This window comes from Sphaerotilus hippei (assembly GCF_003201595.1).
GTDB lineage: Bacteria > Pseudomonadota > Gammaproteobacteria > Burkholderiales > Burkholderiaceae_C > Sphaerotilus > Sphaerotilus hippei.
The window spans coordinates 29,201-42,263 of sequence record NZ_QJJS01000002.1 but is presented as its reverse complement, the minus strand read 5'-3'; the positions used below and the strand labels follow the sequence as shown (position 1 = coordinate 42,263).

Below are 13,063 nucleotides of genomic sequence, written 5' to 3'. Positions count from 1 at the left end.
CCCGACATGTTTGACCGCGCCACCCAGACCCTGGCCGCCATCGACCCCGAGATCGCCGCCGTCATCGCCGACGAGACGCGCCGCCAGGAAGACCACATCGAGCTGATCGCCAGCGAGAACTACACCTCGCCGGCCGTGATGGCCGCCCAGGGCAGCCAGCTGACCAACAAGTACGCCGAAGGCTACCCCGGCAAGCGCTACTACGGTGGCTGCGAGCATGTCGACGTGGCCGAGCAGCTGGCCATCGACCGCGCCAAGCAGCTGTTCGGCGCCGAGTTCGCCAACGTGCAGCCCAACAGCGGCTCGCAGGCCAACCAGGCCGTGTTCTTCGGCCTGCTGCAGCCCGGCGACACCATCATGGGCCTGAGCCTGGCCGAAGGCGGCCACCTGACGCACGGCATGCCGCTGAACATGTCGGGCAAGTGGTTCAAGGTCGTCTCCTACGGCCTGAACGCCGCCGAAGACATCGACTACGACGCGATGGAGCGTCTGGCGCATGAGCACAAGCCCAAGCTGATCATCGCGGGCGCCTCGGCCTTCGCGCTGCGCATCGACTTCGAGCGCTTCGCCAAGGTGGCCAAGGACGTCGGCGCCTACTTCATGGTCGACATGGCCCACTACGCCGGCCTGATCGCCGCGGGCGTCTACCCGAACCCGGTGCCCTTCGCCGACGTGGTCACCACCACCACGCACAAGACCCTGCGCGGCCCGCGCGGCGGCCTGATCCTGATGCGTGGCGAAGAAGTCGCCAAGAAGATCAACTCGGCCATCTTCCCCGGCATCCAGGGCGGCCCGCTGATGCACGTCATCGCCGGCAAGGCCGTGGCCTTCAAGGAAGCGCTGTCGCCCGAGTTCAAGGCCTATCAGGAGCAGGTCGTGAAGAACGCCGCCGTGCTGGCCCAGACGCTGACCGAGCGTGGCCTGCGCATCGTCAGCGGCCGCACCGAGAGCCACGTCATGCTGGTCGACCTGCGTCCCAAGGGCCTGACCGGCAAGGAAGCCGAGGCGCTGCTGGGCCGGGCCCACATGACGTGCAACAAGAACGGCATCCCCAACGACCCGCAGAAGCCCTTCGTGACCAGCGGCATCCGCCTGGGCTCGCCGGCCTTCACCACGCGCGGCTTCAAGGAAGAGCAGGCGCGCCAGGTGGCCAACCTGATCGCCGACGTGCTGGACGCCCCGCATGACGAGGCCGTCATCGAGCGCGTGAAAGCCCAGGTCGCCGCGCTGACGCGCGACTTCCCGGTCTACCGCTGACCCGGCCGGGACGCCGCCCCGCGCGGCCTCCCGTCCAGCCCCTCCTGGCGGCGACCAGCTCGTTCACGACTGGTCGCCGCCGTCCTTGTGCCCCGCCCCGATCCGGACCGCCCATGCGTTGCCCCTACTGCGGCCATCTAGAGACCACCGTCGTCGAGACGCGTGAATCGGACGAAGGTGATGCCGTGCGCCGCCGCCGCCGCTGCGGCCAGTGCGAGAAGCGCTTCACCACCTACGAACGGGCCGAGCTCGCCATGCCGGCCGTGGTCAAGAAGAACGGCGACCGCACCGAGTTCAGCCGCGCCAAGCTGCGCGCGTCGATGGCCCTCGCGCTGCGCAAGCGCAACGTCAGCGTCGACCTGGTCGACGCGGCGATCGCCAGCATCGAGGAGAAGCTGCTGTCGAGCGGCTCCAGCGAGGTCGGCACGGCCCGGGTCGGCGAGCTGGTGATGCGCGAGCTCAAGCGCCTGGACAAGGTGGCCTACGTGCGTTTTGCCTCGGTGTACCGCGAGTTCGAGGACATCGAGGCCTTCAGCAAGCTGATCAAGGAAATCTGAGGCCGGGCCACCCGCCCGTCGCTCGCCCCTCTCCCTCCTGAGGGGGACCCGGCTTCCCCCATCGAGGGGCATCGTCATCGCCACCTGCCTGCGTAGACTCGATCGGGTCGCAGGAGGAAACGAGATGCGCCCTTCCCTCGCCGCCCCGCCCGCCCGGGGCTGGACCCTGAGCGAACTGCTGGTCACGGTGCTGGTCTGCGCCGTGCTGCTGACGCTGACCGGCCCCTCGTTCAGCCGCTTCCTGCTGCAGCGTGAGCTCGAGGGCCTGTCGGCCCAGCTGCAGCACGACCTGCAGGTGCTGCGCACCGCGGCGGTCAGCCGCCAGGAGCCGCTGCGCTGGAGCCTGCTGACCGGAACCGGCGGCACCTGCAGCCTGGTGCACAGCGGCGAGGCCGCCGACTGCAGCTGCGCCAGCCCGGCGCGCTGCGGCGGAACGGCCCGGCTGATGCGCAGCCTGGTGGTCCGCGCCACCGATCCACCGGTGAGCCTGAGCAGCAATGTCGGCTCGATGCGCATCGATCCCCGCCATGGCACCGTCAGCCCGACGGGCAGCATCGAGCTGGCCAGCCGGGACGGCCACACGATCCGCCACGTGGTCAACATCCTCGGCCGGGTCCGCACCTGCAGCCCGAGCGGGATGTCGGGCCTGCCGCGCTGCTGAGGCGGATCCGCCATGCCCGCGCCGCCCCCACCCCGCCCGGCCCGTGGCCACACCCTCGTCGAGCTGTGCATCGGGCTGGTGGTGCTGGCCGTGCTGGCGACGGTGGCGCTGCCCTCGTACCAGGAGCAGCTGCGCCGGATCCGGCGCAGCGACGCCCTGCGCGCGCTGGCCACCGTGCAGCAGTGGCAGGAGCGCTGGCGGGCCGGGCATGAACACTACTGCGCCACCCTCGGCACGGGTGGCCTCGGCCTGCCGGAGCACAGCCCCGACGGACATTACCGGATCACGCTGGCCCTGGACGCCGCGACGCCGGGATCGGCCTACACGGTGAGGGCCAGTGCCCTCGATGGCCAGCAGGGCGACAGCGGCTGCCAGGAACTCGCCCTCGAGCTCGGCGAAGGCACGCTGGTGCAGCGCTCCGGGCCGGACGCCACGCTCGGCAACGGCGCGGCCGCCAACCAGCGGTGCTGGGGGCGATGAGCCCGCGCCGATGTGGCGGCATCACCCTCGTGGAGATGATGCTCGCACTGACCCTCGGGCTGTGGATGGTCGCCACGCTGCTGCCGGTGGTGGCCCACCAGCTCCAGGAACAGCGACGGCTGCTGCGCCTGACCCGCCTCACGCAGGACCTGCGGATCAGCGGCGAGCTGATCGCGCGTGACCTGCGTCGCTCGGGCCACTGGGGCAGCCCGGCCGACGCCCTGTGGCGCAGCGCGGCCGACGGCCCCCGCCCGGCCAACCCCTACCAGGGGGTGCTGGTGGACACCGCCAGCCACGTCGTCTATCGCTACAGCCGCGACCCTCAGGAAGATCAGGTGGCCGGCAGCAACGAGAGCTTCGGCCTGCGCGTGCACCCGGTGCAGGCCAGCCTCGACCTGCGCCTGAGCGGCCCCCGCCTGGCGCCCGGCACCGGAGACCAGTGGCAGGCGCTGACCGACCCCGAGCAGGTCCGGGTGACCCGCCTGCAGATCAGCCTGCAGACACGGCAGCGCTCGCTGCTCGATGCCTGTGCGGTCACGAGCTGCACCGGGACGGGATGCGGTCCGGCCCGCACCACGCACCTGGTCACGATCGAGCTGACCCTGGCGTCCCGCCAGGAGCCGGACCTGCAGCGCAGCTGGCGCAGCACCGTGCTGCTGCGCAACGCCGAACGCCACGGCGAGTGCCCGTCCCCATGACGACCGGCCAGCGCCTCGGGCACGGCGGCTCGGCCACGCTGCTGGTGCTGCTGAGCCTGCTGCTGGGGCTGAGCACCGCCGTGCTGTGGAGCCACCGCGGCCAGCTGGCCGAGCAGCGCAGCGCCGCCGACCAGGCCCGTGCCACCGCCGCCCTGCACGCCGCCCAGGCCGGACTCGACTGGGGCCTGGCGCAGCTGCACCGCCGCACCCCGCTGGACGGCCGCTGCGCCCCCGACCTGTCGTCGACCACCTCGTGGCGCCAGCGCTACCTCGGCCTGCTGCACGGTGAACGCACGATCACCCCGCTGGGCTCGGCCGAAGCCGGCTGCCTGCACGACGGCTCGGGCTGGACCTGCGCCTGCCCGGCCTCGGCCGGCAGCCGGGCGTTCGAATCGCTGACCGCGCCGACCGACGGACAGGAACACCCCGGCTTCCTGCTGCGCTGGGAGACGGTGGCCACCACGGGAGCGGTCACGCTGGTGTCGACCGGCTGCCTGCCGGCCGGTCCGGCCTGCAGCGGCACGGACGGATCGGCCTGGCCCGCGGCGTCGGCCCGTGCACGCCTGCGCCTGGACCACGGCCTGCTGGGCACGCTGCGCCGCTGGCCGCTGGCACCGGTCAGCGCGGCGGGCCGGGTCACGCTGGGCCCGGCCGTGGAGGTGGTCCAGCCCGATGCCACCTGGCTGCCGGGCTGGACCGTCGCCGCCGGTGGGGCGGTGGTGCTCGAGCCCGGTGCCCGGCTGAGCAGCGTGGCCCACGCCGGCACCGACAGCGCACGGGCCCAGCTGCCAGGCCTGTCCGGCGACCTCGACACCTGGCTGCGCCGCCATGTCGGCCTGCCGATCGCCTGGTTGCGCCGCCTGCCGTCGGTCACCACGCTCGACTGCAGCCAGCCGTGCAGCGGCGCCACGCTGGCGGCCGCCTGGAACCGCGAGCGCCCGGTCCTGGTGATCCGCGGCGACGCCACGCTCGACGACCAGGCCCCGCGGGGCAGCCTGCAGCAGCCGCTGGTGCTGCTGGTCGACGGCACGCTGAGCGCGCAGACCAGCGGCGCCTGGCACGGCCTGATCGTGGCCCGGGCGGTGCAGTGGCAGGCCGGCAGTTCGAGCGGGCTCGACGGGGCGCTGCTGTCGGCCGGCGACCTGCGGCTGGACGGCCCGCTCACCGTGCGCGCCTCGCGGGCCGTGCTCGAGCAGGCCGGGGACAGCCTGGCGGCCCTGGTGCCGCTGGCCGGCGGGTGGCGCGACCATGAATCACCCTGAGCGCAGCGCCGGCCTGACGCTGCTGGAGCTGCTGATCGGGCTGTGCGTGCTCAGCCTCGGCACGGTCGGGCTGCTGCAGTGGCAGCGACTGCTGGCCGGCAGCGCCGACGAGGCCCGGCAGCGTTCGGCCGCGATGCGGCTGGCCGAAGAAGCGCAGGAGCGGCTGCGGGCCTTCGACCATGTCGAGACCGACCCGGCGGACGTCGGCGGGGCCTGGCAGGAGCGGGTCACGAGCACCGCCGAGGCGGTGGCGTTCGATGGCACGCAGACGCTGCAGCGGCACACCACGGTCACGCTGCTCGAGCCGCTGCGCCTGAAGGCGATGAGCACGCACCTGCAGTGGCCGGACCGCGACGCACAGACCCGGTCGCTGGTGCTGCACGGCCTGCTGGCGGGCGTCGATCCGCAGCTCGGCGTGGTCGCCACGCTGGCCCGCGACACCGAAGCGGCGGGCGCCTCCGGCGGCGCCGCGCAGCGCCACCCGTCGATTCCCGTGGCCGCGACGGACCTGGATGCCCGGCGCAGCGCCTTCAAGCCCCGGGCCGAAGGCCCGCTCACCTGGGTCTTCGACCGGAGCAGCGGCGAGGTGATCGAGCGCTGCGAGACCCCGGTGGGCGTGGACAACACCCTGCTGACGCCCTCGATGCTGCTGCGCTGCGCCGCCCTCAGCGGCTGGCTGCTCAGCGGACAGGTGCGTTTTGCCACCCACGGCGACCTGCTCGGCGCCCAGGACGCCGAGCAGCCGGCGGATCCGGTCATGAGCCTGGCCCTGCGGCTGCAGTTCACCAGCACCGGCCACCCGAGCCCGGGCTGGGAATGTGACGACGACGCCCCCGACCACGTCCCGCCCGGCCTGACGCTGCGCACGCTGGTCAGCTACCACTGCGTGGTGCAGCCGGCCGGACAGCCACCCGCCTGGTCGGGGCGGCTCGACGTCGTCGCGGCCGGCTGGGTGATCGGCCGCGGCGCCGGCGAGTTCCAGGTATGCCGCTACAGCGCCGACCACGATCACGACGGCCGCATCGAGGCGGCCGAACACCCTGCCGTGCACCAGGGCGTGAGCGGGCCGCTCGGGGCGCAGAACTTCCTGGTGGTGCGAGGCACGGCCAGCTGCCCCGTGGACACGCCGGGCCGGGGCCTCGACGACGGCACGGTGCCCCACCAGCCCTGAACCCGAGCGCCACCACGGCCACGGCACCCGGGCACGGGCCGACAATCCGGGCCATGACACACACGCCCGCCTCCTCCTTCAGCCCGGCCGATCAGGCGGCGATGGCCCTGGCCATCGCCCAGGCCGAACAGGCGATCGGCCTGACCGATCCCAACCCGCGGGTGGGCTGCGTGCTGGTCGGGCGCGACGGCCAGCTGCTCGGCCAGGGCCACACGCAGCAGGCCGGCGGCCCGCATGCGGAGGTGATGGCGATGCGCCAGGCCCGCGCGGCCGGCCACGACCTGCGCGGCGCGACCGCCTACGTCACGCTGGAGCCCTGCGCCCACCATGGCCGCACCCCGCCCTGCGCGGACGCGCTGGTCGAGGCCGGGCTCGGCCGCGTGGTCGCCGCGCTGGTCGATCCGTTTGCCCAGGTGGCCGGCCAGGGCCTGGCCCGGCTGGCACGGGCCGGCATCGTGACCTCGGTCGGGCTGATGGCCGACGAGGCGCGGGCGCAGAACATCGGTTTCCTGTCGCGGGTGCTGCGCCAGCGACCCTGGGTGCGACTGAAGGTGGCCGGCAGCCTCGACGGCCGCACGGCGCTGCCCAACGGAGTCAGCCAGTGGATCACCGGCCCGGCCGCGCGGGCCGACGGCCACGCCTGGCGCCGCCGCGCCTCGGCGGTGCTCACCGGCATCGGCACCGTGCTGGCCGACGATCCGGGGCTGGACGTGCGCCTGGTGCCGACCCCGCGCCAGCCCTGGCGGGTCGTGCTCGACAGCCGGCTGCGCACGCCGGTGGGCGCCCGCCTGCTGGACGGCCCCGGCGAGACGCTGATCTGCACCCTGGCCTCGCCCGCCGAGCAGGACCGCTGGAGGCAGTCCCTGCCCCACCGGCCCGAGGCCGCGGGCCGGGTGACCCTGCTCGAGGCGACCCCGGACGCCCGGGGCCGCCCCGCACTGCCCCCGCTGCTGCAGGAACTGGCCCGGCGCGGGGTCAACGAGCTGCATGTCGAGGCCGGTGCCGAACTCGCCGGGGCGCTGATCGAGGCCGGCCTGGTCGACGAGTACCTGTTCTACCTGGCCCCGAGCCTGCTCGGCCCGGGCCGCCCGCTCGCCGCACTCGGTCCCTACGAACGGCTCGAGCAGGCCCGCCTGCTGCGCTGGCAGTCGGTGAGCCCGGTCGGCGACGACCTGCGCCTGATCGCCCGCCCCGCGGATCAGGACCTGAGCTGGCTGGCGAGCTGAGGCCCCCCTGCCCGCCTACAATCGCGGCATGGCTATATCTCCTGTTTCCGAGCTGGTCGCCGAACTGGCCGCTGGCCGCATGGTCATCCTGGTCGACGAAGAAGACCGCGAGAACGAGGGCGACCTCGTGATGGCGGCCGATCTGGTCACGCCCGAGGCCATCAACTTCATGGCCAAGCACGGCCGCGGACTGATCTGCCTGACGATGACGCGAGAGCGCTGCGAATACCTGCAGCTGCCCCCGATGGCCACGCGCAACGGCACCAAGCACGGCACGGCCTTCACCGTGTCGATCGAGGCCGCCACCGGCGTGAGCACCGGCATCTCGGCCGCCGACCGGGCACGCACGGTGCAGGTGGCCGTGGCCAGGGACACCCGCCCGGCCGACCTCGTGCAGCCCGGCCACATCTTCCCGCTGCAGGCCCAGGACGGTGGCGTGCTGATGCGCGCCGGCCACACCGAAGCCGGCTGCGACCTGGCGCGCATGGCCGGGCTGTCGCCCGCCTCGGTGATCTGCGAGGTCATGAACGACGACGGCACGATGGCCCGCCTGCCCGACCTCGAGGCCTTCGCGCTCGAGCACGGCCTGAAGATCGGCACCATCGCCGACCTGATCAGCCACCGCAGCCGCAACGAGAGCCTGATCGAGCGCCTGGGCTCGCGCGAGATGCAGACGCCCTGGGGCCGTTTCACCGGCACCAGCTTCCGCGACCGCAGCGGCCAGGTCCACCTGGCGCTGAGCGTCGGGCAGTGGAGCGCCGAGGACGAGGTGCTGGTGCGGGTGCACGAGCCGCTGTCCGTGCTCGACCTGCTCGACGTCGAGGGCAGCGCCCACTCGTGGTCGCTGCCGCGTGCGCTGACGACGCTGCAGGAGACCGGCAAGGGGGTCGCGGTGCTGCTCAATGGCGGCTGCGATGCCGACATCCTGACGGGCCAGCTGCAAGCCGGCTCGAGCGAGCCGCCCCGCACCACGATGGACCTGCGCACCTACGGCGTGGGCGTGCAGATCCTGCTCGACCTCGGCGTGCGCCGCATGAAGCTGATGAGCAACCGCCGCCGCATGCCCAGCATGACCGGCTACGGGCTGGAAGTCACCGGCTTCCTGCCCACCGGCCCCGGCGCCTGAACCCGGCGCCCCGTCGCCTGCCTCCCCTCCCCGACCCGGAAAGACACCCATGCAAGGCGCAGACAAGGGCCTGACGGCCGAACTCGATGGCAAGGACCTGAGGATCGGCCTGGTCCAGGCCCGCTTCAACGCGGCCCTCACCGACAAGCTGGCCGAGACCTGCATCGCCGAGCTGACCGCGCTCGGCGTGCAGCCCAGGCACATCCGCAAGGTCACCGTGCCGGGCGCGCTGGAAGTGCCCATCGCCCTGCAGGCCCTGGCCGAGAGCAAGGACCATGACGCGCTGATCGCCGTGGGTTGCATCATCCGCGGCGAGACCTACCACTTCGAACTCGTGGCCAACGAAAGCGGCGCGGGCGTGACCCGCGTGGCGCTGGACCACGGCATGCCGATCGCCAACGCCATCCTCACCGTCGAGAACGACGCCCAGGCCTGGGCCCGGGTCGACGAGAAGGGCCGCGATGCGGCCCGCGTGGCGGTCGAAATGGCCAATCTGCTGGAAGACCTCTCTTGAATCAACCGACCCCACCCGACACCTCCCGCGCCCGTGCGCCCGCTCAGGGCGTGCGCCCCAAGTCCGCGCGGCGGCGTTCGCGCGAACTGGCGCTGCAGGGCCTGTACGAATGGCAGATCAACCGCGCCGACCCCGGCGTGGTCGACGCGCACATGCGTGAGCAGGACGAATTCGGCAAGGCCGATGTCGCCCACTTCGACGCGCTGCTGCACGGCTGCATCGCCCAGCGCGACGAGCTCGACGCGCTGCTGGCCCCGCACCTGGACCGCACCGTGGCCGAGCTCTCGCCGGTCGAGCACGGCGTGCTGCTGATCGGGCTCTACGAGCTCAAGCACTGCCTGGACGTGCCCTACAAGGTCGCGATCAACGAGGCGGTCGAGCTGGCCAAGTCCTTCGGCGGCACCGACGGGCACAAGTACGTCAACGGCGTGCTGGACAAGGCCGCCGCGGCGCTGCGGCCGGCCGAGGTGGCCGCAGCGCCCCGGCGCGGCCGGTGAACGCTGCAGCGATGGCACGGCCCCCGCGGCTGGCCAGCCGGGTCGGGCTGATCGAGCCCTTCTGGGTGATGGAATGTGCCAAGGCGGCCGATGTCATCGCGCGCAGCCCGGCCTGCGACCCGGCCCTCGGGGGCACGCCGATGATCTACCTGAACATCGGCGAGCCGGACTGCACCGCACCGGCCGCGGTGGTGGCCGCGGCGCAGCACAGCCTCGAGCGCGGACTGACCCAGTACACCCCGGCCGCCGGCCTCGCCACGCTGCGCGAGGCGCTGTCGCGCTGGTACGCGCAGCGCTGGGGCCTGGCCATCGATGCGCAGCGCATCGTCGTGACCGCCGGCGCGTCGGCGGCGCTGCAGCTGCTGTGCAGCGCGCTGGTCGAGCCCGGTGACGAATGGCTGATGCCCGACCCGTGCTACCCCTGCAACCGGCACTTCGTCAGCGCCTGCGGCGGTTCGGCCCGGCTGCTGCCCACGACCGCGGCGCAGCGTTTCCAGCTCGACGCCGCCAGCGTGGCCGCCCACTGGGGCCCGGCCACCCGGGGCGTGATGCTGGCCTCGCCGTCCAACCCGACCGGCACCTCGATCACGCCCGAGGCGCTGCAGGGCATCGTCGAGACCGTGCGGGCCCGCGGTGGCTGCACCGTGGTCGACGAGATCTACCTCGGCCTGAGCTACGAGCAGCAGACGCCCCGCAGCGCGCTGGCGCTCGGCGAGGACGTGCTGGTGGTCAACAGCTTCTCGAAGTACTTCGGCATGACCGGCTGGCGGCTGGGCTGGCTGGTGCTGCCGCCCGCGCTGGTGCCGGCGATCGAGAAGCTGGCGCAGAACCTCTACATCTGCCCGTCCACGATCGCCCAGCAGGCGGCGCTGGCCTGCTTCGAGCCCGCGACGCTGCAGGAATGCGAACGCCGCCGCGACGAGCTGCGCAGGCGCCGCGACTTCATCGTGCCGGCGCTGCAGCGCCTGGGCCTGGACGTGCCGGTGCCGCCCGACGGTGCCTTCTACGTCTGGTTCGACACCAGCGCCCATGCCGCCAGCAGCTGGGACTTCTGCTTCGACATGATGGAGCGGGCCCATGTGGCACTGACGCCGGGACGGGACTTCGGCCATGCCGACACCGGCCGCTACGCCCGGCTGTCGTTCGCCAGCAGCATGGACAGCCTCGAGGAAGCCGTGCGCCGGCTGGGACGGGCCCTCGGCCGCGCATGAGGATCGACCAGCCCCCGGCGGCGCGACCTGCGGGCGTCGAGGCCTTCGAGCACACGCCGCGGCTGGAGCGCCCGCCCGTCGACGTGCCCGAGCCGGTCGGCGAACGCTACCGCCTGATCCGCCGGCTCGGCGAAGGGGCGCTGGGCACCGTCTGGGAGGCCGAGGACACGCTGCTGATGCGCCGGGTCGCCTTCAAGACGCTGTCGCTGCACCGGTGCGGGCCGGCCCGCGAGCAGGCGGTGCAGCAGGTGCTCGACGAGGCGCGCACGGTCGCCCGGCTCAGCCATGCCCACATCGTCACGGTGCACGACGCGGGCATCAGCGCCGAAGGCGCCTACATCACGATGGAGCTGCTGCACGGCCAGGACCTGGGGGCGCTGCTGCGGCGTGGCTGGCGAGCCCGGCCGGAGCAGGCCGCGCTGATCGTGCGGCGGGTGGCCGATGCGCTGGGTTATGCCCACAGCAAGGGGGTCATCCACCAGGACATCAAGCCGGCCAACCTCTTCATGGTCGGGCGCACCCGGCCGATGGTGCTGGACTTCGGCATCGCCCGCCTGCTGCACCGCCACGACGAGGGCGGACCGGCGCGGGGTTCGCCCCACTACGCCGCGCCGGAGCAGTACCGGGGCTGGCCCTGCGACGCCCGCAGCGACATCCATTCGCTGGGCGTCGTGCTCTACGAGCTGCTGACCGGCCAGCGGCCGTTCCAGGGCAGGACGCTGGCGGAGATCGAGGCCGCGGTGCTGGCCGGCCGTGTGGTGCCGCCCTGCCAGCGGGACCCGACCCTGCCCGCCGCACTGGAGCGCATCACGCTGCAGGCGCTCGATCCCGACCCGGCGCGGCGCCACCGCACGGCCGGCGCGCTCGCCCGCGACCTGCGGACCTGGCTGGCCAGCCAGCAGACCGCCGCCGGTGACGGGGGTGGCGCCGACGGCACGCCCGGCAACGGCAACGGCAGCGACACCGCCCCCTGCCCGGCCGTGACGGCGACGGTGACGGTCGACGGCCCGCCTCAGGCTCAGGCTCAGGCTCAGGCGGTGCCGGTGCCGGTGCCGGTGCCGGTGCAGAATGCGGGCCGTCCGGGCCCCCGGCGCTTGATATTGGCGGCCCTGGCCCTCAGCTTGCTGGCAGCACTCCTGATCGCGGCCCTGGGCTGAGGTCATGGAGATCATCGCCCCGCACACCGACTGCACACCATGAGCCCATCCGATCCGTCCCGCGTCCCGGCCGCCTCCGACCCGTCCCCGCGCCTGCCCGTGGCCGCGCTGAGCGTCAGCTCGACCACCGCGGTGCACTGCCGCTGGCCGGTGCGGGTGTACTGGGAGGACACCGACGCGGGTGGCGTGGTCTTCTACGCCAACTACCTGAAGTTCTTCGAGCGCGCCCGCACCGAATGGCTGCGCGGCCTGGGCTTCTCGCAGGAGCAGCTGCGCGCCGAGACGGGCACGATGTTCATCGTCACCGATACTTCGGTCCGTTACCTGCGCCCGGGCCGCCTGGACGACCTGCTGGAAGTGACCGTCAAGGTGGTCGAATCCGGCGGGGCGAGCCTGGTCATCGAGCAGGAAGCCTGGCTCGGTGGCGAGCTGCTCTGCCAGGGTCGCATCCGCATCGGCTGCGTCGACGCACTGAACTTCCGTCCGCGCCGCATCCCCAACCTCCTTCTTGAACAGATCCCCCTCACATGAATCAGGACCTCGACATCCTGCAGCTGGTCGCCCACGCCAGCTTCATCGTCCAGTTCGTCATGGCCCTGCTGCTGCTGGGCTCGCTGGCGAGCTGGGCCGTGATCTTCGCCAAGTTCATGGGCGTGCGCCGGGTGCGCGCGCTCAATGACGACTTCGAACGCGAGTTCTGGTCAGGCCGCCCGGTGCACGAGCTCTACGCCCAGAGCGAGCGCCGCGCCGACACGGCCGCGCCGATGGAGCGCATCTTCGCCTCGGGCATGCGCGAGTTCATGAAGCTGCGCGAGCGCCGGGTCACCGACACCAACGGCATGCTCGACGGCGCCCGCCGCGCGATGCGGGCCAGCTTCCAGCGCGAGGTCGACGTCATCGAGGCCCGCCTGTCCTTCCTGGCCACCGTCGGTTCGGTGTCGCCCTACATCGGCCTGTTCGGCACGGTCTGGGGCATCATGCACGCCTTCACCGGCCTGTCGAACCTGCAGCAGGTCACGCTGGCCACGGTCGCCCCGGGCATCGCCGAAGCGCTGGTGGCCACCGCCACCGGCCTGTTCGCCGCCATCCCGGCGGTGGTGGCCTACAACCGCTACGCCCACGACATCGACCGCATCGCGATGCAGATGGAGAACTTCATGGAAGAGTTCTCCAACATCCTGGCGCGCAACATCGCTCAGGCACCGGCCGGCAGCACGCCCGGCACGGTGCGCTGAGCCGGAGTCCG

The 13,063-nt window shown here is 72.8% G+C and carries 15 protein-coding genes; all 15 read left to right on the top strand.

Features of this window, described 5'->3' with window-relative positions:
* Positions 1–6 precede the first annotated feature (6 nt).
* Positions 7–1,257 (top strand): serine hydroxymethyltransferase, encoded by a 1,251-nt coding sequence (glyA, locus tag C7444_RS02190; protein ID WP_110399209.1) that lies wholly within the window; start codon positions 7–9, stop codon positions 1,255–1,257.
* A 113-nt stretch (positions 1,258–1,370) separates the two neighbouring features.
* Entirely contained in the window at positions 1,371–1,814 is a 444-nt protein-coding gene (gene nrdR / locus C7444_RS02185) for a transcriptional regulator NrdR (protein ID WP_110399208.1), read from the top strand.
* A gap of 124 nt (positions 1,815–1,938) precedes the next feature.
* A complete protein-coding gene (locus C7444_RS02180; protein ID WP_110399207.1) occupies positions 1,939–2,475 on the top strand; it encodes a GspH/FimT family pseudopilin in 537 nt (178 codons plus the stop codon).
* Positions 2,476–2,487: 12 nt separating this feature from the next.
* Positions 2,488–2,955: a type IV pilin protein gene (locus C7444_RS02175; RefSeq protein ID WP_110399206.1), complete on the top strand. Its 468-nt coding sequence runs from the start codon at positions 2,488–2,490 to the stop codon at positions 2,953–2,955.
* Between the two features lie 38 nt (positions 2,956–2,993).
* Positions 2,994–3,653 carry a hypothetical protein gene (locus tag C7444_RS02170; RefSeq protein WP_146219327.1) on the top strand — a complete coding sequence of 220 codons (660 nt, stop codon included), beginning with the start codon at positions 2,994–2,996 and terminating at the stop codon, positions 3,651–3,653.
* The gene (locus C7444_RS02165; RefSeq protein ID WP_110399204.1) at positions 3,650–4,915 is read left to right on the top strand and encodes a hypothetical protein; all 1,266 of its coding nucleotides are present in this window, start codon (positions 3,650–3,652) and stop codon (positions 4,913–4,915) included. The genes C7444_RS02170 and C7444_RS02165 overlap by 4 nt, the downstream gene beginning before the upstream one ends.
* Positions 4,902–6,086 (top strand): hypothetical protein, encoded by a 1,185-nt coding sequence (locus C7444_RS02160; RefSeq protein ID WP_110399203.1) that lies wholly within the window; start codon positions 4,902–4,904, stop codon positions 6,084–6,086. Before C7444_RS02165 ends, C7444_RS02160 begins: the two co-directional genes overlap by 14 nt.
* A gap of 53 nt (positions 6,087–6,139) precedes the next feature.
* Positions 6,140–7,312, top strand: a complete 1,173-nt coding sequence (gene ribD, locus C7444_RS02155; protein ID WP_110399202.1) for a bifunctional diaminohydroxyphosphoribosylaminopyrimidine deaminase/5-amino-6-(5-phosphoribosylamino)uracil reductase RibD — start codon at positions 6,140–6,142, stop codon at positions 7,310–7,312.
* Positions 7,313–7,340: 28 nt separating this feature from the next.
* Positions 7,341–8,438 (top strand): bifunctional 3,4-dihydroxy-2-butanone-4-phosphate synthase/GTP cyclohydrolase II, encoded by a 1,098-nt coding sequence (gene ribBA / locus C7444_RS02150; protein ID WP_110399201.1) that lies wholly within the window; start codon positions 7,341–7,343, stop codon positions 8,436–8,438.
* Positions 8,439–8,487: 49 nt separating this feature from the next.
* A complete protein-coding gene (gene ribH / locus C7444_RS02145; protein ID WP_110399200.1) occupies positions 8,488–8,952 on the top strand; it encodes a 6,7-dimethyl-8-ribityllumazine synthase in 465 nt (154 codons plus the stop codon).
* Complete coding sequence (nusB, locus tag C7444_RS02140; RefSeq protein WP_211317465.1) at positions 8,949–9,449, top strand: transcription antitermination factor NusB; 501 nt, start codon at positions 8,949–8,951, stop codon at positions 9,447–9,449. Before ribH ends, nusB begins: the two co-directional genes overlap by 4 nt.
* Before the next feature lie 11 nt (positions 9,450–9,460).
* Complete coding sequence (locus tag C7444_RS02135; protein WP_110399198.1) at positions 9,461–10,660, top strand: pyridoxal phosphate-dependent aminotransferase; 1,200 nt, start codon at positions 9,461–9,463, stop codon at positions 10,658–10,660.
* Positions 10,657–11,817: a serine/threonine-protein kinase gene (locus C7444_RS02130; RefSeq protein WP_110399197.1), complete on the top strand. Its 1,161-nt coding sequence runs from the start codon at positions 10,657–10,659 to the stop codon at positions 11,815–11,817. Before C7444_RS02135 ends, C7444_RS02130 begins: the two co-directional genes overlap by 4 nt.
* Before the next feature lie 39 nt (positions 11,818–11,856).
* Complete coding sequence (gene ybgC / locus C7444_RS02125; protein WP_110399196.1) at positions 11,857–12,348, top strand: tol-pal system-associated acyl-CoA thioesterase; 492 nt, start codon at positions 11,857–11,859, stop codon at positions 12,346–12,348.
* On the top strand, positions 12,345–13,052 hold the full coding sequence (tolQ, locus tag C7444_RS02120; RefSeq protein WP_110399195.1) for a protein TolQ: 708 nt from the start codon (positions 12,345–12,347) through the stop codon (positions 13,050–13,052). Before ybgC ends, tolQ begins: the two co-directional genes overlap by 4 nt.
* Positions 13,053–13,063: the final 11 nt, after the last annotated feature.

Coding starts and splice junctions, on each gene's coding strand:
- ribD (WP_110399202.1), top strand. CDS start 6,140: ATGACACACACGCCCGCCTCCTCCTTCAGCCCGGCCGATCAGGCGGCG.
- C7444_RS02180 (WP_110399207.1), top strand. CDS start 1,939: ATGCGCCCTTCCCTCGCCGCCCCGCCCGCCCGGGGCTGGACCCTGAGC.
- ybgC (WP_110399196.1), top strand. CDS start 11,857: ATGAGCCCATCCGATCCGTCCCGCGTCCCGGCCGCCTCCGACCCGTCC.
- nrdR (WP_110399208.1), top strand. CDS start 1,371: ATGCGTTGCCCCTACTGCGGCCATCTAGAGACCACCGTCGTCGAGACG.
- C7444_RS02175 (WP_110399206.1), top strand. CDS start 2,488: ATGCCCGCGCCGCCCCCACCCCGCCCGGCCCGTGGCCACACCCTCGTC.
- C7444_RS02170 (WP_146219327.1), top strand. CDS start 2,994: ATGCTCGCACTGACCCTCGGGCTGTGGATGGTCGCCACGCTGCTGCCG.
- C7444_RS02160 (WP_110399203.1), top strand. CDS start 4,902: ATGAATCACCCTGAGCGCAGCGCCGGCCTGACGCTGCTGGAGCTGCTG.
- tolQ (WP_110399195.1), top strand. CDS start 12,345: ATGAATCAGGACCTCGACATCCTGCAGCTGGTCGCCCACGCCAGCTTC.
- C7444_RS02165 (WP_110399204.1), top strand. CDS start 3,650: ATGACGACCGGCCAGCGCCTCGGGCACGGCGGCTCGGCCACGCTGCTG.
- glyA (WP_110399209.1), top strand. CDS start 7: ATGTTTGACCGCGCCACCCAGACCCTGGCCGCCATCGACCCCGAGATC.
- ribH (WP_110399200.1), top strand. CDS start 8,488: ATGCAAGGCGCAGACAAGGGCCTGACGGCCGAACTCGATGGCAAGGAC.
- C7444_RS02130 (WP_110399197.1), top strand. CDS start 10,657: ATGAGGATCGACCAGCCCCCGGCGGCGCGACCTGCGGGCGTCGAGGCC.
- ribBA (WP_110399201.1), top strand. CDS start 7,341: ATGGCTATATCTCCTGTTTCCGAGCTGGTCGCCGAACTGGCCGCTGGC.
- C7444_RS02135 (WP_110399198.1), top strand. CDS start 9,461: ATGGCACGGCCCCCGCGGCTGGCCAGCCGGGTCGGGCTGATCGAGCCC.